At 66.0% G+C, this 21,602-nt stretch carries 21 protein-coding genes; 18 read left to right on the top strand and 3 right to left on the bottom strand.

All coding sequences use genetic code 11. From position 1 onward, the window contains the following. Positions 1–7 precede the first annotated feature (7 nt). The 6 genes from CAL28_RS15435 (at position 8) to CAL28_RS15410 (ending at position 6,802) form a co-directional block, all read left to right on the top strand. The gene (locus CAL28_RS15435) at positions 8–1,435 is read left to right on the top strand and encodes a M20 family metallopeptidase (protein WP_094842192.1); all 1,428 of its coding nucleotides are present in this window, start codon (positions 8–10) and stop codon (positions 1,433–1,435) included. An 83-nt stretch (positions 1,436–1,518) separates the two neighbouring features. After that, positions 1,519–3,117: an ABC transporter substrate-binding protein gene (locus CAL28_RS15430; protein WP_094842191.1), complete on the top strand. Its 1,599-nt coding sequence runs from the start codon at positions 1,519–1,521 to the stop codon at positions 3,115–3,117. An 8-nt stretch (positions 3,118–3,125) separates the two neighbouring features. Beyond that, a complete protein-coding gene (locus CAL28_RS15425) occupies positions 3,126–4,223 on the top strand; it encodes an ABC transporter permease (RefSeq protein ID WP_094842190.1) in 1,098 nt (365 codons plus the stop codon). Positions 4,224–4,231: 8 nt separating this feature from the next. After that, on the top strand, positions 4,232–5,158 hold the full coding sequence (locus CAL28_RS15420; protein ID WP_094842189.1) for an ABC transporter permease: 927 nt from the start codon (positions 4,232–4,234) through the stop codon (positions 5,156–5,158). Continuing rightward, on the top strand, positions 5,151–6,017 hold the full coding sequence (locus CAL28_RS15415; protein WP_094842188.1) for an ABC transporter ATP-binding protein: 867 nt from the start codon (positions 5,151–5,153) through the stop codon (positions 6,015–6,017). The genes CAL28_RS15420 and CAL28_RS15415 overlap by 8 nt, the downstream gene beginning before the upstream one ends. Continuing rightward, on the top strand, positions 6,014–6,802 hold the full coding sequence (locus CAL28_RS15410; protein WP_094842187.1) for an ABC transporter ATP-binding protein: 789 nt from the start codon (positions 6,014–6,016) through the stop codon (positions 6,800–6,802). The genes CAL28_RS15415 and CAL28_RS15410 overlap by 4 nt, the downstream gene beginning before the upstream one ends. Positions 6,803–6,875: 73 nt before the next feature. Here the strand turns inward: CAL28_RS15410 and CAL28_RS15405 are convergent, their stop codons facing one another. Further along, entirely contained in the window at positions 6,876–7,814 is a 939-nt protein-coding gene (locus CAL28_RS15405; protein ID WP_094842186.1) for a LysR family transcriptional regulator, read from the bottom strand. 288 nt (positions 7,815–8,102) lie between these two features. Here CAL28_RS15405 and CAL28_RS15400 point away from each other — a divergent pair, with 288 nt between their 5' ends. The 5 genes from CAL28_RS15400 to CAL28_RS15380 all read left to right on the top strand — a co-directional run bounded on the left by CAL28_RS15400 (position 8,103) and on the right by CAL28_RS15380 (position 13,420). Continuing rightward, the gene (locus CAL28_RS15400) at positions 8,103–8,891 is read left to right on the top strand and encodes a hydroxypyruvate isomerase family protein (RefSeq protein WP_094842185.1); all 789 of its coding nucleotides are present in this window, start codon (positions 8,103–8,105) and stop codon (positions 8,889–8,891) included. Positions 8,892–8,925: 34 nt separating this feature from the next. Continuing rightward, positions 8,926–10,236 (top strand): Rieske 2Fe-2S domain-containing protein, encoded by a 1,311-nt coding sequence (locus tag CAL28_RS15395; protein WP_094842184.1) that lies wholly within the window; start codon positions 8,926–8,928, stop codon positions 10,234–10,236. 66 nt (positions 10,237–10,302) lie between these two features. Then, positions 10,303–11,271 carry a tripartite tricarboxylate transporter substrate binding protein gene (locus CAL28_RS15390; RefSeq protein ID WP_094842183.1) on the top strand — a complete coding sequence of 323 codons (969 nt, stop codon included), beginning with the start codon at positions 10,303–10,305 and terminating at the stop codon, positions 11,269–11,271. A 27-nt stretch (positions 11,272–11,298) separates the two neighbouring features. Continuing rightward, the gene (locus CAL28_RS15385; protein ID WP_176464009.1) at positions 11,299–12,249 is read left to right on the top strand and encodes a PDR/VanB family oxidoreductase; all 951 of its coding nucleotides are present in this window, start codon (positions 11,299–11,301) and stop codon (positions 12,247–12,249) included. A 94-nt stretch (positions 12,250–12,343) separates the two neighbouring features. Continuing rightward, positions 12,344–13,420: a tartrate dehydrogenase gene (locus tag CAL28_RS15380; RefSeq protein WP_094842181.1), complete on the top strand. Its 1,077-nt coding sequence runs from the start codon at positions 12,344–12,346 to the stop codon at positions 13,418–13,420. On the opposite strand, the gene CAL28_RS15375 is transcribed toward CAL28_RS15380, so the two are convergent. Next, positions 13,417–14,313 (bottom strand): LysR family transcriptional regulator, encoded by an 897-nt coding sequence (locus tag CAL28_RS15375; RefSeq protein WP_176464008.1) that lies wholly within the window; start codon positions 14,311–14,313, stop codon positions 13,417–13,419. The two genes, CAL28_RS15380 and CAL28_RS15375, sit on opposite strands and share 4 nt — an antisense overlap. Before the next feature lie 90 nt (positions 14,314–14,403). Here CAL28_RS15375 and CAL28_RS15370 point away from each other — a divergent pair, with 90 nt between their 5' ends. After that, positions 14,404–15,273, top strand: coding sequence for a fumarylacetoacetate hydrolase family protein (locus CAL28_RS15370; protein WP_094842179.1), 870 nt, complete (start codon positions 14,404–14,406; stop codon positions 15,271–15,273). Between the two features lie 47 nt (positions 15,274–15,320). Here the strand turns inward: CAL28_RS15370 and CAL28_RS15365 are convergent, their stop codons facing one another. Next, positions 15,321–16,232: a LysR family transcriptional regulator gene (locus CAL28_RS15365; protein WP_094842178.1), complete on the bottom strand. Its 912-nt coding sequence runs from the start codon at positions 16,230–16,232 to the stop codon at positions 15,321–15,323. Positions 16,233–16,494: 262 nt separating this feature from the next. Between CAL28_RS15365 and CAL28_RS15360 the strand changes: the two genes are divergently transcribed. Genes CAL28_RS15360 through CAL28_RS15335 form a run of 6 tightly spaced genes read left to right on the top strand, consistent with a single transcriptional unit; the run spans position 16,495 to position 21,597 of the window. Beyond that, entirely contained in the window at positions 16,495–17,493 is a 999-nt protein-coding gene (locus CAL28_RS15360) for an ABC transporter substrate-binding protein (RefSeq protein WP_094842177.1), read from the top strand. Continuing rightward, positions 17,490–18,344: an ABC transporter permease gene (locus CAL28_RS15355; RefSeq protein WP_217906583.1), complete on the top strand. Its 855-nt coding sequence runs from the start codon at positions 17,490–17,492 to the stop codon at positions 18,342–18,344. Before CAL28_RS15360 ends, CAL28_RS15355 begins: the two co-directional genes overlap by 4 nt. Then, positions 18,341–19,195: an ABC transporter ATP-binding protein gene (locus tag CAL28_RS15350; RefSeq protein ID WP_217906582.1), complete on the top strand. Its 855-nt coding sequence runs from the start codon at positions 18,341–18,343 to the stop codon at positions 19,193–19,195. The genes CAL28_RS15355 and CAL28_RS15350 overlap by 4 nt, the downstream gene beginning before the upstream one ends. Further along, entirely contained in the window at positions 19,192–19,992 is an 801-nt protein-coding gene (locus tag CAL28_RS15345) for an enoyl-CoA hydratase/isomerase family protein (protein WP_217906581.1), read from the top strand. The genes CAL28_RS15350 and CAL28_RS15345 overlap by 4 nt, the downstream gene beginning before the upstream one ends. 4 nt (positions 19,993–19,996) lie before the next feature. Continuing rightward, positions 19,997–21,163, top strand: a complete 1,167-nt coding sequence (locus CAL28_RS15340; RefSeq protein WP_094842176.1) for a thiolase family protein — start codon at positions 19,997–19,999, stop codon at positions 21,161–21,163. Between the two features lie 5 nt (positions 21,164–21,168). Next, positions 21,169–21,597, top strand: a complete 429-nt coding sequence (locus tag CAL28_RS15335) for a Zn-ribbon domain-containing OB-fold protein (protein WP_094842175.1) — start codon at positions 21,169–21,171, stop codon at positions 21,595–21,597. The last annotated feature ends 5 nt before the right edge of the window (positions 21,598–21,602 follow it).

Raw genomic sequence — 21,602 nt, 5'->3', positions numbered from 1 at the left:
CATCTCGATGACATCCCTGGACCAGCTCTTACCCTTTTTCGACGAGCACACCGGCGCGTTCGCGGCCTTGAGCGACAGCGTCTGGGAGACGCCGGAGATCGCCTACACCGAATTCCGCAGCGTCGCCGCCCACACCGAGACGCTGCGCCGGTACGGCTTCCGCGTCACCGAGGATATGGGAGGCATTCCGACCGCCGTGATGGGCGAGGCGGGCGAGGGCGGCCCGGTCATTGCCATCCTGGGCGAATACGATGCGCTGCCCGGCCTGAGCCAGGTGGCCGGCGCGACGGAGCACAAGGAAGTGCACGCCAATGGACACGGGCACGGCTGCGGGCACAACCTGCTGGGCTCGGCCTCGCTGATGGCCGCCGCCGCCGTCAAGGCGTGGCTGGCCAAGACCGGCAAGCCCGGCCGCGTGCGCTACTACGGCTGTCCGGCCGAGGAGGGCGGCGCCGCCAAGGCCTTCATGGTGCGGGCCGGCTGCTTCAAGGACGTGGACATCGCCATCAGTTGGCATCCGGCCGCGATGACCCGCGTGGACGAGGCCCAGTCGCTGGCGAACACGCGCATGGACTTCCACTTCACGGGCCGCGCGTCGCACGCGGCGGCCGCGCCGCATCTGGGACGCAGCGCGCTGGATGCGGTGGAGCTGATGAACGTCGGCGTGAACTACATGCGCGAGCACATGCCCTCGGATGCCCGTATCCATTACGCGATGCTCGACAGCGGCGGGATCGCGCCCAATGTGGTGCAGGCCAGCGCCAAGGTGCGCTATGCCATACGCGCGCGCGACCTGCCCGGGATGCTGGCGCTGAACGAGCGCGTCAAGAAGGTGGCGCAGGGCGCGGCGCTGATGACGGAAACGCACGTCGAATACAGCATCATGAGCGCGCTGTCGAACATGCTGCCCAACAAGCCGCTGGAAGCGGCCATGTACCAGGTCATGCAGCGGCTGGGGCCGGTGCCTTTCGATGCGCAGGACATGGCATTCGCCGCCAGCATCCAGGCTACGCTCAGCGAAGAGGACATCAGCGCCGCGTACCGGCGCGCGGGGGTGGAGCCGCGCGCCACGCCGCTTTGCGACTTCATCGTGCCCATCGAGGCCAAGGGCGAGCTGATGATCGGCTCCACCGATGTCGGCGACGTCAGCTGGGTGGTGCCGACGATCCAGGCGCGCGTGGCGACGCAGGCCATCGGCACGCCGGGCCATTCCTGGCAGGTGGTGGCGCAGGGAAAATCGCCCGCCGCGCACAAGGGCATGGTGCACGCGGCCCGCATCATGGCCGGCACGGCGCTCGAAGTACTGACCGACGAAACGCTGATGGCCAGGGCCAAGAAGGACCATCAGGAGCGGACGCAGCGCATGCCCTATGTGTGCCCGATTCCGGATTCGGTCAGCCCGCCGATACAGCCCCGGCCGTCCAAGGCTGCGTAAGTCGTCAACCATAGGCCATCGGCCATCGCACCGTGCCGCCGGCGGGGGGCACGCAAGCAGAACACGCCATCAAGGGGATTTCCATGGCAAGAAAATTCGGGGCCGGCGCGCTCCTTTGGATACCGGTACTGTTGCTGTCCGCGGCCGCGCAGGCCGCGACGCCGAAGTCGGCGCTGGTCATGGCGTGGAATATCGATGCCATCAGCACCTTCGATCCCGCGCAGATTGGCGAGGTGGTCACCGGCGAGCTGATGGACAACATTTGCGATTCGCTGGCGCAGTTCGATCCCAAGGATGCGTCCAAAGTGATTCCGTCGTTCGCGCAGAGCTGGGACGTGTCGCCCGATCGCATGCAGATTACCTTTCACCTGCGCAAGGGGGCCAAGTTTCCCTCCGGCAATATCGCCACGGCGCACGATGTGGAGCAGGGCATGCGCCGCGTTGTCAAGCTGGGCTTCGGCAATGCCGCCGCGCTGACCGAATACGGTTTCAGCAAGGACAACGTCGACCAGCGCATCGTCGCCACCGACGATGACACGCTGGTGCTGAAGCTGGACAAGCCGTATCCCACCACGCTGGTACTGCAGGCCATCGCGGCGAACCGCGTATCGGCGGTGCTGGACATGAAAACCATCATGTCCAAGGCCCAGAACAATGACATGGGCAACAAGTTCCTTACCACCAACACCGCCTGCATCGGCCCCTACCGCCTGGTCAGCTGGCATGCCGGCGAATCGGTGGTGCTGCAGGCCAACGATGACTACTGGGGCCCCAAGCCCGCCTTGAAGCGGATACTCATCCGCCATGTGGCGGAGCCCGGCACGCAGCGCCTGCTGCTGGAAAAGGGCGACGTCGACGTGGCGCGCGACCTGGGTGCGGACGACCTGGCCGCGATGGAGAAATCCAAGGACCTGTCCATCCGCAAGGTGCTCAAGCCGCAGCTGGTGCTCTGGACGTTCAATACCGCCGATCCGATCTTCGCCAATGAGAAGGTCCGCCTGGCCATGCGCTACCTGGTGGACTACGACGGCCTGGGCAAGACCGTCATGGCCTACATGGGGGTACCGCGGGCCAGCTTCGTGCAACTTGGCGCCACCGGCGCGCTGGACGCCAAGGCAGGCGAGCCTTTCAAGCTGGACCTGGCCAAGGCCAAGCAGCTGCTGACCGAGGCCGGCTACCCGAACGGCTTCAAGGCCTCGGTCTTGATCGGCACGCTGCCCTATGCATCGCCGGTCGCCGAAAGCGTGCAACAGAACGCGGCCAAGGTGGGGGTGACGCTGACGCTGGAACGCATGGCCAATAGCCAGTTGTTCAGCCGTATCCGCGGCCGCGAATACCAGACCGGCATGCAGGCGTGGCAAACCAGCGTCCCGGACGCCCACGGCAACGCCTCGCGCATGGTCTACAACCCCGACAACCGCGCCGAGGCCAAGCTCACCCAATATCCGGTCTGGCGTACGTCGTGGCAGGACAAGGGCATGAATGCGGAGGTCCAGGCCGCGTTGCTCGAAGGCGACCCCGCCAAGCGCAACGCCATGTACGCCCGGTTGCAGGAAGAGTGGATGCAGAAGGGGCCGATCGCCGTCATGTTCCAGACCTATGACGTGGCCGGCGTACGCAAGGAGGTCCACGACTGGACCTGGAACGGCTTTCGCGTCTATTACGACAGCGCGTCGAAGTAGGGGGGCGCATGACGACGGCAACGCCGCCACTCGCCGAACCGCAAGCTCCGCGGCAGCCGCGGCGCCCCGATCCCGTCCAGGCGCGCAAGCGCCTGCTGGCGAATGCCCGGGCCGCGGGCCGCACGCTGCTGTCGGTGTGCATCACGCTGCTGGGACTGGCCGCGCTGACGTTCTTCATCGGCCGGCTGCTGCCGCTGGATCCGGTCGTCGCGGTGCTGGGGGATAACGTCACCAAGGAAGCCTATGACGCGATGTACCACCAGCTCGGGCTGGACCAGCCGCTGATCGTCCAGTTCGGCTCGTACCTGCACGGCATCCTGACGCTGGACCTGGGCACGTCGCTGACCACCGGCAAGCCCGTGCTGCAGGATATCGCGCGCGTGTTTCCCGCCACGCTGGAACTGGCCAGCGTGGCGGTCCTCATCGGGACCGGGCTGGGCATTCCCGCCGGCGTCTTCTCGGCGATGTATCGCGATACCTGGCTGGACCACCTGGTGCGCGTCATCGGGCTGCTGGGCCATTCGACGCCCAATTTCTGGCTGGGCCTCATGGGCCTGGTGCTGCTGTACGGCACGCTGGGCTGGATCGGCGGGCCGGGACGCATCGACCTGGCCTACGAATTCGACCTGGCGGATGGCACCGGCTTTTACCTGCTGGACGCGGCGCTGTCCGGTAGCTGGGATGTCTTCGCGAATGTGTTCAGCCACATCGTCCTGCCGGCGTCCATCCTGGGATTCAGCGCCATGGCGTATATCAGCCGCATGACCCGCAGCTTCATGATCGAGCAACTGGGCCAGGAGTACGTGGTCACGGCGCGCGCCAAAGGACTGTCCTGGGCGCGTACCGTGTGGATACACGCCTTCCGCAATGTCGCCGTCCAGGTGGTCACCGTGGTCGCGCTGTCGTACGCCTTCCTGCTGGAAGGCGCCGTACTGATCGAAACGGTCTTCGCCTGGCCCGGCTTCGGGCGCTACCTGACCAATGCGCTGTTGGCCGGCGACATGAATGCCGTGGTCGGCTGCACCCTGTTGATCGGCCTGATCTTCGTGGTCCTGAACCTTCTTTGCGATCTGCTGTACCGGATCGTCGACCCTAGAACGCGGTGAGGCCCGCCATGCACACCAAGACCGGCGGCGCGCCGCCGCGCGCGCGATTCTCGGAATGGATAAGGGCGCCGATCCCGCGCTCGCCCTGGCATGCCCGCGTCCAGCAGGCATGGCTGCGGTGGCGCCGCCTGGCGGGCAATCCCCCCGCCATGATGGGCTTCTGCGTGATCGTGGCTTTCGTGCTGATCGCCATCCTGGCGCCGCTGCTGGCCACCCACGACATCTATGCGCAAAACCTGGCCGCGCGCCTGCAGGCGCCCTCGGCCCGGCATTGGCTGGGCACCGACGAGTTGGGCCGCGACGTATACAGCCGGCTGGTCTACGGCACCCGCATCACGCTGTACATCGTCGGCCTGACCGCGGTCATCGTCGCGCCCGTCGGCCTGCTGGCGGGGACCGTGGCGGGCTACTTCGGCGGCTGGGCGGATATCGTCATCATGCGCGCGGTCGACATTTTCCTGGCCTTCCCCAGCCTGATACTGGCGCTGGCATTCGTCGCCGCGCTGGGACCCGGCATCGAGAACGCGGTCGTGGCGATTTCCCTGGCCTCCTGGCCGCCCATCGCCCGTCTGGCCCGCGCCGAAAGCCTGGCGATACGCAAGTCGGATTTCATCGCGGCGGTGCGGCTGCAGGGCGCATCGCCGGCGCGCATCATCCTGGGCCACGTCGTCCCCATGTGCCTGACATCCGTGGTGGTGCGCGTGACCCTGAACATGGCGTCCATCATCCTGACCGCGGCGGGGCTGGGCTTCCTGGGCCTGGGTGCGCAGCCGCCCAGTCCGGAGTGGGGCGCCATGCTGTCGTCCGGCCGCCAGTTCCTGATGACGGCGTGGTGGATCGCCGCCGTCCCGGGCTGCGCCATCCTGCTGGCCGGGCTGGCGTTCAATCTATTCGGCGACGGACTGCGCGACATGATGGATCCCCGCAATGGCTGACACGCTGCTGGAAGTCGAAGACCTGAACGTGCGCTTCGATAGCGCGCGCCAAAGCCACCATGCCGTGCGCGGCGTTTCGTTCGCCATCGGACGCCAGAAGGTAGGCATCGTCGGCGAATCGGGCTCGGGCAAATCGCTGACGGGCCGCTCGATCATGAAGCTCGCCCCCAAGGCCGCGCGGATCGAGGCCGGCAAGATCAACTTCGACGGCATCGACCTGCTGGCCGCCTCGGAAAGGCGCATGCGCGCCGTACGCGGCAACCGGATCTCGATGATCCTGCAGGACCCGAAGTTTTCCCTGAACCCCCTTATGCGGATCGGCCACCAGATCACCGAGGCGTACCGGCTGCATCATCGCGCCAGCGCCGCGCAGGCGCGCGTCAAGGCGCTGCAGATGCTGGAATCCGTGGATATCCGCGATCCGGAGCGCGTGTTCCGGCAGTATCCGCACGAGGTCTCCGGCGGCATGGGCCAGCGCGTCATGATCGCCATGATGCTGATCCCCGAGCCCGACCTGATCGTCGCCGACGAGCCGACATCGGCGCTGGACGCGACCGTGCAGCGGCAGGTGCTGCGCATCCTGGACGACCTGGTCACGCGGCGGGGCGCGGGACTGCTGTTCATCAGCCACGACCTGAACCTGGTGGCCGATTTCTGCGATCGCGTGCTGGTGATGTACGCCGGCCAGATCCTGGAGGACATTCCCGCCAGCGCACTGCGCCACGCGCGCCATCCCTATACCCGGGCCTTGCTGGACTGCCTGCCGCGGCTGGACCGCAAGGTCGATACGCTGGCCACCGTGGCGCGGGATCCTGCCTGGCTGCTTCCGGTGCGGCCCGCCGGCGAGGGGCGCGCATGATACGGCCGGGGGAACGCATCGTCGAGACGATAGGCCTGCGCGTGGCGTTCGGCGAAGGCGAGGATGCCAGGACGGTGGTCGACGACGTCTCGTTCCAGGTGCTGGCAGGGGAGTCCTTCGGCCTGATCGGCGAATCCGGTTGCGGCAAGTCCACGCTGCTGCGTGCCATCGCCGGCCTGAATGCCGATTACCACGGCTCTATCCTGCTGCGGGACAAGGAAGTGGGGCGCGCGCGCGACAAGGCGGTCTACCGCTGCACCCAGATGGTGTTCCAGGACCCCTACGCGAGCCTGCATCCGCGCAAGATGGTGCAGCAGGCGCTGCTGGAGCCCCTGGTTATCCATGGCATGGACCAGCGCCAGGCGCGCGTCGACGAGGCCTTGCTGGCGGTCGGACTGGGCCCGGCATTCCGCTACCGCTATCCGCACGAACTGTCGGGCGGGCAGCGCCAGCGCGTCGCCATCGCCCGCGCGCTGATCATCGAGCCGGAAATCCTGCTGCTGGACGAACCCACGTCGGCGCTGGATGTGTCCGTGCAGGCGGAGATCCTTAACCTGCTGAAGACGCTGCGCGCGCAGCGCGGCCTGACGTACATCATGGTCAGCCACAACCTTGCCGTCGTCGCCCACCTGTGCGATCGGGTCGCCGTCATGGACCGCGGCCGCCTGATCGAGGAAATGAGCGAGGACGATGTCCGCCATGGCCGCGCGCGCGAGCCGTACTCCCGCGCCTTGCTGAACGCGAACATGCCATACCATGGCGCGGCGGCGGATAGCGCGGCCTAGGGCCTGTTGACACGGGAAGGAGCCCCGCGCCGGCAGGGTCCGGGGCGGCAGGCCATGCGCGGAACCCCAGCGGCTATGCCGCGGCGCCGATCCAGTCCTCCGACTGGCGCCGCGCCAGGCTGGCGCCGACGGCGGACCAGAACCGCTCGACCACGGGCCGGCTGTTCGCCAGCGAACGATAGATACGGATTTCGGCGTCCAGCGTCCACGAGCCATCGCCCGCGGCGACCAGCGTGCCGGCGTCCAGCTCGGCCCGGACCAGGCTTTCCGCGATCCACGCCGCACCGGCGCCGGTCAAGGCCATGGCCTTCAGCCCGGCCCCCACGGCGTTCTGGTAGACCGTTTTCAGCGGCAGCGGGCGCTGCGCCAGCACCTCGCGCAGCGCATTGCCCAGGAAGGCCGAGGGGCCGTAGCTCAGATAGCGGATGGCCGGCCCGTCCTTGCGTATGGCATGCACCGGTTTGCCGTCGCGATCCGGGACGCTCACGGGCAGGACTTTTTCGTAGCCCAGGCTATGGAAGGGGTAGCTTGCGGCATCCATGCCCAAGGGCACCAGGGGATGCGCGTAGGTAAGCAGGAAATCGCTTTCGCCGCTGGCCAGGCTGGCCACGTTCTCGGCCATCGGGGTATGGGCGTCGTTGAGCCGCCAGCTGAAACTGCCGCAGGCATCGCCCAGCGATTGCACCCAATTGGGGAAAAAGGTCAGGGACAGGGTGCTGAGCATGGAAAACGACAGCACATCTTCCACCACGGTTTCCTGGCGCCCGATCTCCGCCCGCGTCGTCTGCAAAAGATGCAGCAATTCACGCGCGCGCGGTAGCAGGTCTTCGCCGCTGCGGCTAAGCCGCACTGGCGTGACCGTGCGGTCGAACAGGCTGACCCCCAGCCACTGTTCCAGTTGCTGGATGCGCCGGCTCAAGGCCGATTGGGTGACATGCCGCAGGCCCGCCGCGCGCGAAAAGCTCTGCGTCTCGGCCACGCTCAGAAAATCAGCCAGCCATTTCAATTCCATGCTGCGCCCTTGGATTGCCCCGTCGAGCCGGATGGTGGACGCCACGGCCCGCGGAGGAGCCACAGGGCGTCCCGGAGCCGGGCCGCAGGGTTTCTTATCGGGTGATTATGAGCGACAACGCCGCCGTTGAACGCCAGGGTTAACCCGGCCCCGCGCGAGCGGTCCCCAGGCCATCTATAAGCTTTCCTCATTCAAGGATTGGGCGAATTGGATTGATCCGCCGGAGTGCCCTCCCTACAGTACCGCCTATTCCCCCATCACGAGGGGACGCGCTAGGAGGCCGCGACGATGCTGCGTTTCGATCCGAATCTTCGATGGATGTACACCGAGCTGCCCATGCTGGAACGGTACCGCGCCGCCGCGCGCGCGGGCTTCCAGGGTGTGGAGGTGGCCTTTCCCTACGAGTATCCCGCGCGCAAGATCGCCGGATTGCTGGACGAGAACGGCTTGCGGCTGGTGCAGGTGCTGACGCCATGCGACTGGGCCGCCGGCGAACGCGGCATCGCCGCCTTGCCCGGGCGCGAGGATGACTTCCGCCGCAGTGTGGAAACAGCCGTCGCCTACGCGATGCAGGTCGGCAAGCCCATGATCCACGCGATGGCCGGTAATGTCCCCCCGGGAACGGAACACGAGCGCTGCCGCGAGACCTTCCTGCGCAACCTCGATTACGCGGCCGCGTTGCTGGAGCGCGAAGGATTGACCCTGATCCTGGAACCCTGTTGCCGCGCGCGCTTCGCGGACTATTTCTACAGCCGTATCGAGCAAGGCGTGGCCCTGATAGAAGCGCTGGGCCGGCCCAATGTGAAGCTGTGCTTCGACACCTTCCATGTGCAGATGGAGGAGGGCAATCTCACCAATACGCTGAAGCAGGCGTGGCCCCACATCGGCCACATCCAGATCGGCAATGCCCCGGGGCGCCATGAGCCCGGTACGGGGGAGATCCATTTCCCCTTCTTCTTCGCGCAGCTGGAAGCGCTGGGGTGGGACCGCTGGGTCGGCTGCGAGTTCGAGCCCTCCGGCCCCACGGACGACTGCCTGGAGTGGGGTGCCCCCTACGGTATCCGCCGTCCCGCCTGAATCCGATGTCAACCTTTCCGCCGATGGATATCCCATGCTGACCGCCCCCGATAACGACCTGCTGACGCTCACCGGCCCGGACCAACCCATGGGCCAGTACTTCCGACGCTATTGGCAGCCTGTCGCGCTCTCGCGCGAACTGCCCGAACCCGATGGCCCGCCGGTGCGCGTGCAGGTCATGGGCGAAAAGCTCCTGGCTTTTCGCGATACGCAAGGACGGGTGGGGCTGGTGGAACCCGTCTGCCCGCATCGCGGCGCGGACCTGTACTACGGACGCAACGAGGACTGCGGCCTGCGCTGCGTATTCCATGGCTGGAAGTTCGGCGTGGACGGCAAAGCGGTGGACTTGCCCAATGTCGCACCGGATTCGAACTACCACAAGACCATGGCAATCAAGGCCTATCCGACCCGCGAATTCGGCGAGATCGTCTGGGCCTATATGGGGCCGCGCCCGGATGACGGACGGCTACCCGAGGTGCCGATGCTGGAATTCGGCACCTTGCCGGCCAGCCGCCGCTACGTGACCAAGAAGCGGCAGGAATGCAACTGGGCGCAAGCCTTGGAAGGCGCGCTGGACACGTCCCACTTCTCGTTTCTGCACATGCCGGCGCCGGGCGTGCCCTCCAATGAGAACGCCGACGCGCCGGCCGATGAAAGACGGCTGGCCTGGATCCGGCGCGATCCCATGCCGAAATTCTCGATCCTGGATCACGATGTCGGCTTCGTGGTGGGCGGCGCGCGGCGCGCCGACGGACAGGATATCTACTGGCGCACGGCCCAGTTCGCGCTGCCGTCGCACAGCACCACGCCGTCGACACTGCCCGGCGAAAACTACTTCGGCTACACCTTCGTGCCCATCGACGACCACGCGTGCTGGATCTACACATACGTGTGGAATCCCGAACGCGACCTGACGCAGGAAGAGATCCACCAGCTCAAGAGTGGGCACGGCGTGGTGGCGGAAGTCGATGAACACTTCATTCCGCTGCGCAACTTATCCAACGGCTACCTGCTGGACCGGCAGGAGCAGAAGCACAAAACCTATACCGGGGTGCGCGGCGTGGCCGAACAGGACGCGATGATCCAGGAAAGCCAGGGCCGCATCGCCGATCGCACGCGCGAGCACCTGACCGCGACGGACGCCGCCATCGTGCGCTTTCGCCGCACCCTGATCGCGGGGGCGCGCGCCCTGGCGCAGGGTATCGAGCCGCAGGCGCCCTGGCGCCACCAGGCCTACCGGCTGCGATCCGGCAGCTGGATCGCGGCGCAAGGGCGGTCGTTCGAAGACATCATGCAGGAACGCTTCGGCAGCGTCACCGGCCACATCGACCAGGCCTGCGCCTGAAACCGTCAATGCATTGCCGCGAACGCCCACAGAGGCGTCGCATCGTATTCACCCCGAGGAGACAACATGAAAACCCTGATACGTGGTCTTTGCGCCGGCCTGGCGCTGGCCTTCAGCGCCTGTGCCGCCGCGGCCGGCTATCCCGACAAACCCATCCGGCTCATCGTGCCTTATGCGGCGGGCGGATCGACCGACAGCACCGCGCGCCTGGTCGCCAAAGGGTTAACGGAGCGCCTGGGCCAGCCGGTGATCGTCGAGAACCGGGCCGGTGCGGGCGGCATGATAGGCCAGGACCTTGTCGCGAAGGCGCCGACGGACGGCTACACGCTGCTGTTCAGCGCGGCCGGGCCGCTGGTGGTGACGCCGCACGCGTATGCGAAGGTGCCCTATGACCCGGTACAGGCTTTTACGCCGATCACGCTTGTCGCCAAGGCGCCGCTACTGCTGGTGGCCAACCCCAAGCTGGGCTTCAAGACCGTGCAGGACCTGATCGATGCGGCAAAGAAGAATCCGGGCAAGCTTACCTACGCATCCTTCGGGACCGGCAGCGCCGCCCACCTGGCGGGCGAGTTGTTCAAGTCCCTGGCCGGCGTCGACATGGTCCACGTGCCGTACAAGGGCAGCGCCCCCGGACTGGTCGATGTCATCGGCGGCCAGGTCAATGTGATGTTCGATGTGCTGGTGTCGGCGCTGCCGCAGGTGCAGGCGGGCAAGCTCGACGCCCTGGCGATCACGCTCGCCCAGCGCTCGCAACTCGTTCCCAACGTGCCTACCATGCAGGAGGCCGGCGTAAAGGGATTCGAGGCGGGTACGTGGTTCGGCCTGCTCGGCCCGGCCGGTATGCCGCCCGATGTCGTGGCGCGGCTGGCGCACGCGACCGACCTGGTGCTGGCCGATACGGCATTGCAGAAGGAGCTGGTCGCGCAAGGCGCGGAGGTTGCCGGCGGTTCCTCCGACGATTTCCGCAAGTTCTTCCTGTCCGAATACGACAAGTGGGGGCATATCGCGCGCGCCGCCGGCATCAAGGCCGGTTGATCCGCAGCATTCATTACCGTGACCGGCATGACCATGGAATCCCGATTGAAGCTTCGCATCCGCGCCATCGCGCAGGAAGCGTCCGGCATACACAGCTATGAACTCGTGGACGATGGGGGCGGGACGCTGCCGCCCTTCAGCGCGGGGGCGCACGTGACGCTGCATCTGCCGTGTGGCCTGTCCCGCAGCTATTCGCTGACCAATTGCCCGGCGGAGCGCCATCGCTACGTGATTGCCGTGAACCGGGATACGCACAGCCGGGGCGGCTCGCGCTACCTGCATGAAACGGCGCGCGTCGGGCAGGCACTGCAGGCCGATCCCCCGCGCAACCTGTTCGAGCTGGTTGAAGAAGCGCCGGCGTCCGTTTTCATCGCCGGGGGCATCGGCATCACGCCCATACGCTGCATGATCCGCCGCCTGGAAACGCTGGGCCGAAGCTGGCGGTTGCACTACTGCGCGCGCCATCCCGGCGCGGCCGCCTATGTGGACGAACTGCGCGAAGACCCCCGCGTGCAACTGTATTTCGATGCGGGCGATGTGCCGCGGCGGCTGGATATCGCGGAGGCCCTGGCGCAACTGCCGGCCGACGCGCACGTCTATTGCTGCGGGCCGGGCGGGATGCTGCGGGCATTCCGCGAGCATGCCGCCGCGTTGGCGCCGGGGCGGGCGCACGCCGAACAGTTCGCGCCGGATGAGGCACCGGCCGCGGCGGGCGGCTATTCGGTCCGTCTGGCGCGCACGGGCCGCACGGTGCCGGTCCTGCCTGGCCAAAGCATTCTCCAGGCCTTGCTGGAGGCGGGCGAGCAGCCGCCCCACGCCTGCTGCCAGGGTGTGTGCGGCAGTTGCGAAACCGCCGTGCTGGCCGGCCGTCCCGATCACCGCGACCAGGTCCTGAGCGACACCGAGAAGGCCGCGGGCGCGAGCATGATGATTTGCTGCTCCGGGAGCCTGGACCCGGAGCTGGTTCTCGATCTCTAGCGCCTCCCGCGCGGAGGCTTTCATATCCCCCGGGGCGGCCGAGTGCCGCCGCGGGCCAGGATGCCACTCGACACATGAAGGAAGAATAGCCACCATGAAGGCGCATCGCATCGCGGTCATCGCGGGTGACGGCATCGGACAGGAAGTCATGCCCCCTGGCGTACGCGCCGTGCAGGCCGCCGCGCGGCTGCACGGTATCGAACTGTCGTTCGATGTCCACGACTGGGGATGCCACCAGTACGAACGCATCGGCACGTGGATGCCGTCGGACTGGAAGGCCCGGCTGGCCGGTTGCGACGCCATTTATTTCGGCGCCTGCGGATGGCCGGCGACGGTGCCGGACCATGTGTCGCTGTGGGAATCCCTGCTGCAGTTCCGGCGCGAGTACGACCAGTATGTCAACCTGCGGCCGGTGCGCCTGATGCCGGGCGTGCCTTGTCCGCTTGCCGGACGGCAGCCCGGCGAGATCGACTACTGGGTCGTGCGGGAGAACACAGAGGGCGAATACTCATCGGTGGGCGGCCGCCTGTTCCCCGGCACGGAAAGGGAGATGGCCTGCCAGCAGTCGACCTTTACCCGCAAGGGCGTGGATCGCGTCATGCGCTTTGCGTTCGACTTCGCGCGCGCCAGGCCGCGCCGCCGGCTGGCATCGGCCACGAAGTCCAACGGGATCGCCATCACCATGCCGTTCTGGGACGAGCGCTTCGCGGCGATGGCGGCACGGTATCCGGACATCGCCACGGAGCAGTATCACGTCGACGCCATGACCATCAAGATGGTGCTCGATCCGGCCCGCTTCGACGTCATCGTGGCGTCCAACCTGTTCGGGGATATCCTTTCCGATCTGGGGCCAGCCACCGCCGGCACCATCGGCATCGCGCCTTCCGCGAATATCGACCCGGAGCGCCGCTTTCCTTCGCTGTTCGAGCCGGTGCACGGATCGGCGCCGGACATCAGCGGCAAGGGCGTTGCCAACCCGATAGGCCAGATCTGGGCCGGCGCGATGATGCTGGAGCACCTGGGGCACGCGCTTGCCGCCGCCGATCTGCTGCGCGCCATCGAACGGGTACTGCGCGACGGACCGCGCACGCCGGACCTGGGCGGAAAGGCGTCGACCCAGGACGTGGGCGCGGCGGTTTGCGATGCCCTGGCCCAGGGTGCCGATGCCTAGCGAGCCTGGGACATGAATTCGTGCATGAAGTCCATCAGGCTGGTCGCGGCCGGCGACAGGCTGCGACTGCGCTTGGTGAACAGCGACACCTGCCGATGGATGACCGGATCGCGCACCGGCACGCCCGCGAGTCCATACGCGGTAAGCAGTGGCGTCGAATACGAAGGCAGGGCTGTCAGGCCGTGACCCCACTTGACCATGCCCAGCGCGGTCGTCAGATAGGACACCGAATGACGCGGATTCAGGGTCAGCGACTTGGACCACGCCAGCAGGTCGGCCTGCAGCCGCACGGTGAAGTCCAGCGGCAGGCTGATGAAGGGATGGGCCAGGGCCTGGGTCCAGGTCACGCGCTTGCGCCCCGTGAAGGGGTGGTCGGCGGGGCAAATAAGCTGGATGCGGTCCTGGAACAGGCGTTCCTGGACCAGGCCGGTTGGCGTCGGCCGTTGCGGCGCTATGCCGAAATCGGCTTCATCGGCCGCCACGCGGCTCAGGACCTGTTCGTTGGGCAGGTCCAGCATCCGCACCGCGATGGCGGGATAGCGCTGCCCGAAGGCGGCCAGGATCTGCGGCATCAGTGCCTGTCCATACAGCAAGGTGCACGCCACCACGACGCTGCCGCGCTGCCGTTCGTGCAGTTGCAAGGTGCTGCTGACGGCGGTATCCAGATCGTCCACCACCTTGACCGCGAGCGGATAGAACTCCGCGCCCATGGTGGACAGCTGCATGCGGCGGCTATTGCGGTCCAGAAGCCGGAAGCCCAGCTCGCTTTCCAGGTCCCGCAACAGCAGGCTGAGCGCGGACTGCGTGACATACAGGCGCTTGGCAGCCTCGGTGAAGCTGCCGGCGTTGACCACATTGATGAAGGCCCGCAACTGCTTGATGGTGATGTTCATGGGTAAGGCAGCTCCGTCTGTACGGCAGGTCATTGCATTCGACACCCGGCGTGCCCGCAAGCATGCCATTAATTCCACAAGGAGCAAGACGTGAAACTACTGAGCTACATGCATGAAGGACAAGCGGGTTGGGGCGTTCTCGACGACCGCGGGCAGGTCATGGACGGCATGGCGCTGACCGACGGCAAGTATCCGTCCTTGAAGTCGCTGCTGGCCGCGGGCGATGCCACGCAGGCGCTGCGTCGCGCTGGCAGCGGAGGGCCGCGCATATCCATGGAGGGCCTGCACCTGCTGCCGGTGATCCCCGATCCGGGGAAGATCCTGTGCGTGGGCCTGAACTACGAAGACCATCGGCGCGAAACCAACCGGGCGCCGACCGGCGAACCCACCTTGTTCCTGCGCGTGGCCAGTTCGCAGATCGGTCACGGGCAGGCCATCGTGGTGCCGCGCGCCTCGCGGCAGGTGGACTACGAGGGCGAGATCGCCATCGTGATCGGCCGTTCCGGCCGTCACATTCCGCCGGCGCGGGCATGGGACCACATCGCGGGCTATGCGCCGTACAACGATGTTTCCGTAAGGGATTGGCAGCAGCACACCACCCAGTGGACGCCGGGCAAGAACTTCGATTCCACCGGCGCCTTCGGGCCATGGATGACGACCCGCGATGAGATCGCCGACGGCGCGGAACTTAGCCTGACCACCCGGCTGAACGGACAAGTCATGCAGCATGCGACTACCGCGCAGTTGATCTTCGATATCCCGCGCCTGGTGCACTATGCTTCGAGCTTTACCACGCTGGAGCCGGGCGACGTCATCGTTACCGGAACCCCGGGCGGCGTCGGCTTCAAGCGCAACCCGCCCGTCTTCCTGAGTGCCGGAGACGTGGTGGAAGTGGAGATTGCGGGCGTCAGCTGCCTATCGAACACGGTGCGCGACGAGGAGCCAACCGCGCCGGCGTGAGCCGGCACCGCATGCGGTCGGACAGGCGGGCGGGCCGAAGGCCAGTTTCAGCGCAAGGCGCGATCGTCACTATTGAGGCGTTCGGAAAAGAAATCCAGGAATGCGCGGATCTTTTTCGGCATGCCTTTGCGGCTTAACACCATGGCGGTCGCGTGCATGGAAGGGCTTTCCCAGTTTTCGAGCACGCGCCGCAGCCGGCCGGCGCGCAAATCGTTCCCGCACATCAGATTGGGCAGCATGCACATGCCGACATGGCCAATGGCCATCTCGCGCGCGATCGAAATATTGTTGACCACCACCTTCCCATGGATGGTGGCGAAGCGGTGGGTCGCTTCGTTGCGCAGCGTCCAGATCCCGTCCAGGCGCTGTTGCACCGTGATAATGCAGTCGTGGCGGTGCAGATCGTCGACGGCCAGGGGCACGCCGCGGCGCGCCAGATACTCCGGGCTGGCATAAACCCCGCGGGTCAGCGTGGCCAGCCGCCGGTAGATCAGGTCCGTATCCTTGATCGGACCGAGCTGTATGGTCAGGTCATAGGGTTCTTCACGCAGGTCGACGGTGCGGCTGTTGACGTCCACTTCCAGTTCGATCTCTGGGTAGGCCTGGACGAATTCCGCCAATGCCCGGCCTATCCACGACATCCCGAAGTCGATCGGAATGCTGACGCGCAGGACGCCACGCATCTCGCTTTGCAGCGTCAGGGAGTCGTTGCGCGCCTGCTCCACTTCATCGACCACCCGGCGGCAATGCTCGTAAAAGCGCGCGCCGATTTCGGTGGTCGTCAGTTTGCGCGGGCCTTTCTTCAACAAGGCCGTGCCGACCTGGCGTTCCAGCTCGCTCAGCTTGCGGCTGATCGACGATTTGGGAAGGCCCAGCTCCGCGGCCGCGCGCGAAATGCTCTGCGCGTTCACCACTTCATAGAAAAGACGCAGCGAGTTGAGATCGAGTCTTTCTGCCATATCCGGAGAAGTGGAAAGGATGCCAGACAGAGGAGGCCGGACGGTCGGAGCGAGGAATACTCCGACGAAACAGCCTGGCCGGATAGCCGTTCATCGCGGATGAGACCACATCCGGCATGCCGCCAGCGTTCCACGGCTGGAACGCCCGTCCCGATTTCGCGGCTATCCCCAACCGCGGGCCTATCCTACCATTCACAGACTCACCGGGCGCCGACGGCCACGCCGGCGATCGCGGCGGGACAAAAATATAACGGAGACAAGCATGAACGGACGTGCACTATCGCGCCGGGCGCTGCTGCGGACCGCGTCGGCCCTGGGGCCGGCGGCCATCCTCGGCGTGGGGTCTTTGGTCAGTCCCGCGCGCGCCCAGGCGCCCCTCAAATGGGCCAACCTGACGCCGGGTTTCACGACCTTGCTGACCGACTATATAACGGTAAAGCAGCTGGCCAGGGCAAACGACCTGGTCTTGGGAAAACCCACCTCATATACCGCGGTCAGCACGTACTACAACGACTTTGTTGCGGGAAATTACGACGTGTGCATAGGCAGCTGGGATACGTTCGCCTCCCGCTACCTGGCCGGCGTGCCGCTGCAATATGTCTGCTCCGTCACGACGGGCAACATGATCAATATCGTGACCCGCGCGCAGGCGGTGCGAGGGTTGCAGGACCTGCGCGGCAAAACCGTTGCGGCGCCGCAATCGACCGGCACATACAGGATGATGCGGGCCGTCATGCAGGAAATCGACGGTATCGATCTGGAGAAAGTGGCGACGGTCCAGAACGTCGACAATCCCGCGGCGTCCGTTACCCTGGTCATGGCGAACCGTGCCGATGCGGGCCTGTCGTGGGAGCCCAATGTCTCGGCGGGGCTTCAGCGCATGCCCGATATGCGGGTGCTCTATAGCGCTGGCGAGGCGTTCCGCCGGAAATTGCACCTGGATCTGCCTTACTTCGGCGTGGCCGTTCGCAAGGATGCGATCGCCCGCGATCCGGGCTTGGTCGAACGCTTGAACCGCGCTTTCCAACAAAGCATCCAGGGCATTACCACGCACACGGACGAGGCGGTCAAGATCGCGGGCGGCAACTCCGGCGCGTCGCCGGAAGTCCTGAAGACCGCCATCGATTCGAGGCGGCTGGAGTTCAAGCACACCTCCATGCAAACCGAAGAGGGGCGTCGCTCGATACTCGTCGCCAATGAATTCCTCAAGCGCAGCGGCGCCTTGCCCGCGATGGTCGATAAGGAGTTCTTCGCATCATGAACCAGGTCGACATTCCCGCCGGGCAACGCGTGAAGCCCATTACCCGTCCCGCATCCATGGCAACCCGCGCGTCAACCCTGGCCCCCAAGCCGGAGAAGCGCGACCGGCGCGATCTGAAGGCCTTGATCTGCGTCGTCGTTCTGCTGCTGGCCGCGATGGAGGTGGCAAGTCGTTACGTGCCGGACTACATCATGCCGTCGCCCGAGGCGATCGCGAAGGCGCTGGCCGGACTTTTCGGCTCGGACCTGATCCACGTGGCGATCACGCTGGCGCGCCTGGCCGCCGCGATCGTCTTCGCCGCGCTGGCGGGCGTGATCGTCGGGCTGCTGATGGGAACGTCCAGGCGTGTCGGACCCTACCTGAAGGCGGTCGTCATTATCGATACGGGGATCCCGGCGCTGTCGTGGATGCTGCTCGCCGTGTTCTGGTTCAAGGACCCGGAGGCGCGCATCTTTTTCATCCTGGCGGTCATCCTGCTGCCGTTCTATGCGTTGAACGTCTACGAGGGCGTGAGGGCGCTTTCCACGGAATGGGTCGACATGCTGGAAAGCTTCCGTCCCTCGCGTTGGCAGATGCTGCGCTTCCTGGTGGCGCCGCACATCATTCCGTATATTTTCCTGACCACGAAATCGGTGATCGGATACGCCATCCGCATGGTGATCTTCGCCGAACTCGTGGCCTCGGCCGTCGGCATAGGCTCGCGCATGAGCTTTGCGCAGTCCACCTTTCGCATCGACCAGGTAATGGCGTGGACTTTCCTGCTCGTGATGCTGAACCTGGTGTTCCAATGGCTGGCCGGGTGCGCGGAGCGCCGCTTCCTGGGCTGGCGCAAAGAGGCGCAGGTGCGATGATGAACGATATCCGGAACACAATCATCGCCCTGCGGGACGTCGTCAAGCGTTTCGGCAGCCATACCGCCATCGATCACCTGACGATGGAAGTCCGCGAGGGCGAAACGGTGGCCTTGCTGGGCCAGACGGGCGCCGGCAAGAGCACGGTCATGTCGCTGCTGATGGGAACCGCCACGGCCGATGCGGGCTCGGTGCATGTGGCTGGCGTGGACCCGGCGCTGGACTTCAAGGCACTGCGCGGAAAACTGGCCGTGAGCTTCCAGACGGACCGGCTGCTGCCGTGGCGCACGGCACAAGAGAACGTCGAACTGGGGTTGCTGCTGCTGGATGTTCCGAAGAACCAGGCACGGCAGCGGGCGAGGGAATGGCTGACGCGCGTCAAGCTGCAGGACGCCTGCGAAAAGTATCCCGTCGAGCTGTCGGGCGGAATGCGTCAGCGGGTGTCGCTGGCGCGGGCGCTGGCGGTGGACCCCGCCCTGGTCCTGCTGGATGAATCCTTCAGCCAGCTCGACCACGTGACTTCGCAAACGCTGCGCCGCGATTTCGCGGAGATCATCAGGGAACAGCGCAAGACCTGCGTCTTCGTGACCCACCGCATCGAGGACGCCCTGGAAATCGCCGACCGCGTGCTGGTCCTGGCGGCGCCCGCGCGGGTTTGCCTGGAACTATCCATCGATGCCGCGCAGCGGGCGATCCCGGCGTGCATGGCCGACATGCACGCAAGAATCGAATACGCCATCGGGGGCCACGTCGCGCCCGGGCAGCCCGCGCCCCGGCGCGCTACCGAATCCGCGCACCAAGTCCCAGGCACTGAATCCGTCAGCACTGAAACAACAGCGAGTATCCGATGAACATGAACACTGAAGACATCATTGTCGAGCATGTCGAGGGTTGGTTGGAAATCACCCTCAATCGTCCCGAGAAGCTGAACTCCCTGCGCGAACAGACCGCGCAGGAAATCATGGATGTCCTCAACGAAGCCGAGTCGGCGCGCGGGATCGCCGCGGTAATCGTGAAGGGCAGCGACAAGGCGTTCTGCACCGGCATCGACACCAGCGAGTTCACCATTGCCGACAACGAATATTTCGACTTCTACCGCAAGCGGCGGCGCCTGCGCAAGGTCAACCGGCTGTTCCGCGAGTTGCCCACGTACTCCAAGCCCATTATCAGCGTCGTCGAAGGCTATGCCCTGGGCGGCGGCCTGGAGCTTGCCTTGGTCGGGGACCTGGTCGTGGCGGGGGCCAACGCCAAGTTCGGCTTGCCGGAGATCCGCCTGGGCCTGATGCCGGGAGGCGGCGGCACGCAGACCTTGCCGCGCCTGGTCGGGCCCGCGCTGGCCAAGGAGCTGATGTGGACCGGCCGACGCCTGAGCGCCGCCGAAGCGCGCGAGTACCGCCTGGTCAACCATATGACGGAGGCGGGCCAGGCGCTGGACAAGGCCCGTGAACTGGCGCGCACGATAAGCGGCAATGCGCCTTTGTCGGTGATGTTCACGAAGGCCATGATCGACCGCGGCATGGACCTGCCGCTGGCCGAGGGCATGGCAGCGGAAGGCGACGTGTCCTTCATGCTGTATTTCACGCGCGATCGGGCGGAAGGCCTGTCCGCCTTTCGCGAGAAAAGAGCGCCGGATTTCCGAGGAGAGTGAAAGCATGAAGAAAAGGGATATGGTGATCGCCGGCTACGCGGAAACGCCGGTCGGGTTCAAGACGGGACGCAGCGCCTACGACCTGGCCGGCGAGGCCCTGGATCAGCTGCTGGAACGCACGGGCATCGACAAGAATGAGATCGACGGGCTGTCGGTCACCACCGCCTTGTCCGAAGCCCAGAACCCGTTCTTCGCCGTCTACATGACCGAAGCGCTGGGCCTGACGCCGACGTGGCTGAACTATGGCGGCATGGGCGGCTGCTCCGCGACCGGCGGCGTGGCGCGGGCGATGTCGGCGATCCGCGACGGCATGTGCACCCTGGCCGTCGTCATGTCGGCCGACGCGCCCAGCAGCGACTGGCGCTCCAATTACGGCGCGTACCGCGGCGAGTTCCAGGATCCCCCCGGCGTCCAGGGCCCGCCCGCCAGCTTCGGCCTGCTGATGAGCCGCTACATTCATCAATATGGCCTGGATCCCCAGGCGCTGGGCAAGATTGCGGTAACGCAGCGCGCGCACGCGCTGCACAATCCGAACGCGCTGAAGAAGTTCCAGAAGCCGCTGTCGATGGAGGAATACATGCAGTCGCGTGTGATCTCCGATCCGCTGCGGGTACTGGACAGCGTGATGTTCTGCGATGGCGCCAACGCGTTCATCGTGACCAGCGCGGCGAACGCCAGGCGGCTCGGTCTAAGGAACATGGTGTATCCGGTGGCGTACGGCGAAGTCACGAACTTCAACGGTGCCGACCCGGTGGCCGACATCACCCAGACCGGCTTCGGCAGGATCGGCCCGGAGGTGCTGCGCAGGGCGGAACTCGCGCCCAAGGATGTGCGGATGTTCCAACCGTACGACGACTTCACCATCGCCGTCATGATGCAGTTCGAGGCCTTCGGCTTCTGCGAACGCGGAGAAGGCGCTGCCTATACCCTGCGCACCGACCTGTCCTTCGACGGCGAGCTGCCCTTGAATACAGGTGGGGGCCAGATCTCGGCCGGCCAGCCGGGCCTGGCAAGCGGTGGATTGAATCTGGCCGAAGCCGTGCGCCAGATGTTCGGCGAGGGCGGCAGCCGCCAGGTAAAGGACCCGTGCAACGCATTGGTCACCGGCATCGGCGTGATTCCCTACGGCCGCAACTGGGGCACCAGTTCGGCCATGGTCCTGGAGGCATGACTACCATGAACGACAACATAGCCGCGGGCTCGCCGGCGCGTCCCATACCGAAACAAGGCGTCTACGTGGACACCCAGCCGTTCTGGGACGGCATCGCGCAGGGCAAGCTGGTGCTGCAGTATTGCACCGTCGCCGGACGTTTTCAGCACTACCCCAAGCCGGTCAGCAGCTACACAGGCCGGCGCACCCTGGAATGGCGGGAAGTATCGGGGAAGGGCACCATCTATGCCGCCACGGTGGTACGCATTCCGGGGCCCGGCGTGGAGGGGCGCATACCCTTATGCGTCGCCACGGTGGAGCTCGACGAAGGCGTGCGCATCATCGCCAACCTGTTGGGTTGCGATCCCGCCGAGATGGCGGTGGGCAAGCGGGTCAAGCTGGCGGTCGACCATCTTGCGCCAGGGCATCCCTATCCGGCGTTCGAACTGGAATAAGGCGA

This window comes from Bordetella genomosp. 11 (assembly GCF_002261215.1).
In the GTDB taxonomy this organism is placed as follows: Bacteria; Pseudomonadota; Gammaproteobacteria; order Burkholderiales; family Burkholderiaceae_B; genus Bordetella_C.
Note: the sequence above shows the minus strand (reverse complement) of the source record. Positions and strands in the feature narration are given on the sequence as shown.

Excerpts from the sequence above, each read along its gene's own strand:
- CAL28_RS15435 (WP_094842192.1), top strand. The coding sequence starts at position 8 with ATGACATCCCTGGACCAGCTCTTACCCTTTTTCGACGAGCACACCGGC.
- CAL28_RS15430 (WP_094842191.1), top strand. The coding sequence starts at position 1,519 with ATGGCAAGAAAATTCGGGGCCGGCGCGCTCCTTTGGATACCGGTACTG.
- CAL28_RS15425 (WP_094842190.1), top strand. The coding sequence starts at position 3,126 with ATGACGACGGCAACGCCGCCACTCGCCGAACCGCAAGCTCCGCGGCAG.
- CAL28_RS15420 (WP_094842189.1), top strand. The coding sequence starts at position 4,232 with ATGCACACCAAGACCGGCGGCGCGCCGCCGCGCGCGCGATTCTCGGAA.
- CAL28_RS15415 (WP_094842188.1), top strand. The coding sequence starts at position 5,151 with ATGGCTGACACGCTGCTGGAAGTCGAAGACCTGAACGTGCGCTTCGAT.
- CAL28_RS15410 (WP_094842187.1), top strand. The coding sequence starts at position 6,014 with ATGATACGGCCGGGGGAACGCATCGTCGAGACGATAGGCCTGCGCGTG.
- CAL28_RS15405 (WP_094842186.1), bottom strand. The coding sequence starts at position 7,814 with ATGGAATTGAAATGGCTGGCTGATTTTCTGAGCGTGGCCGAGACGCAG.
- CAL28_RS15400 (WP_094842185.1), top strand. The coding sequence starts at position 8,103 with ATGCTGCGTTTCGATCCGAATCTTCGATGGATGTACACCGAGCTGCCC.
- CAL28_RS15395 (WP_094842184.1), top strand. The coding sequence starts at position 8,926 with ATGCTGACCGCCCCCGATAACGACCTGCTGACGCTCACCGGCCCGGAC.
- CAL28_RS15390 (WP_094842183.1), top strand. The coding sequence starts at position 10,303 with ATGAAAACCCTGATACGTGGTCTTTGCGCCGGCCTGGCGCTGGCCTTC.
- CAL28_RS15385 (WP_176464009.1), top strand. The coding sequence starts at position 11,299 with ATGACCATGGAATCCCGATTGAAGCTTCGCATCCGCGCCATCGCGCAG.
- CAL28_RS15380 (WP_094842181.1), top strand. The coding sequence starts at position 12,344 with ATGAAGGCGCATCGCATCGCGGTCATCGCGGGTGACGGCATCGGACAG.
- CAL28_RS15375 (WP_176464008.1), bottom strand. The coding sequence starts at position 14,313 with ATGAACATCACCATCAAGCAGTTGCGGGCCTTCATCAATGTGGTCAAC.
- CAL28_RS15365 (WP_094842178.1), bottom strand. The coding sequence starts at position 16,232 with ATGGCAGAAAGACTCGATCTCAACTCGCTGCGTCTTTTCTATGAAGTG.
- CAL28_RS15360 (WP_094842177.1), top strand. The coding sequence starts at position 16,495 with ATGAACGGACGTGCACTATCGCGCCGGGCGCTGCTGCGGACCGCGTCG.
- CAL28_RS15355 (WP_217906583.1), top strand. The coding sequence starts at position 17,490 with ATGAACCAGGTCGACATTCCCGCCGGGCAACGCGTGAAGCCCATTACC.
- CAL28_RS15350 (WP_217906582.1), top strand. The coding sequence starts at position 18,341 with ATGATGAACGATATCCGGAACACAATCATCGCCCTGCGGGACGTCGTC.
- CAL28_RS15345 (WP_217906581.1), top strand. The coding sequence starts at position 19,192 with ATGAACATGAACACTGAAGACATCATTGTCGAGCATGTCGAGGGTTGG.
- CAL28_RS15340 (WP_094842176.1), top strand. The coding sequence starts at position 19,997 with ATGAAGAAAAGGGATATGGTGATCGCCGGCTACGCGGAAACGCCGGTC.
- CAL28_RS15335 (WP_094842175.1), top strand. The coding sequence starts at position 21,169 with ATGAACGACAACATAGCCGCGGGCTCGCCGGCGCGTCCCATACCGAAA.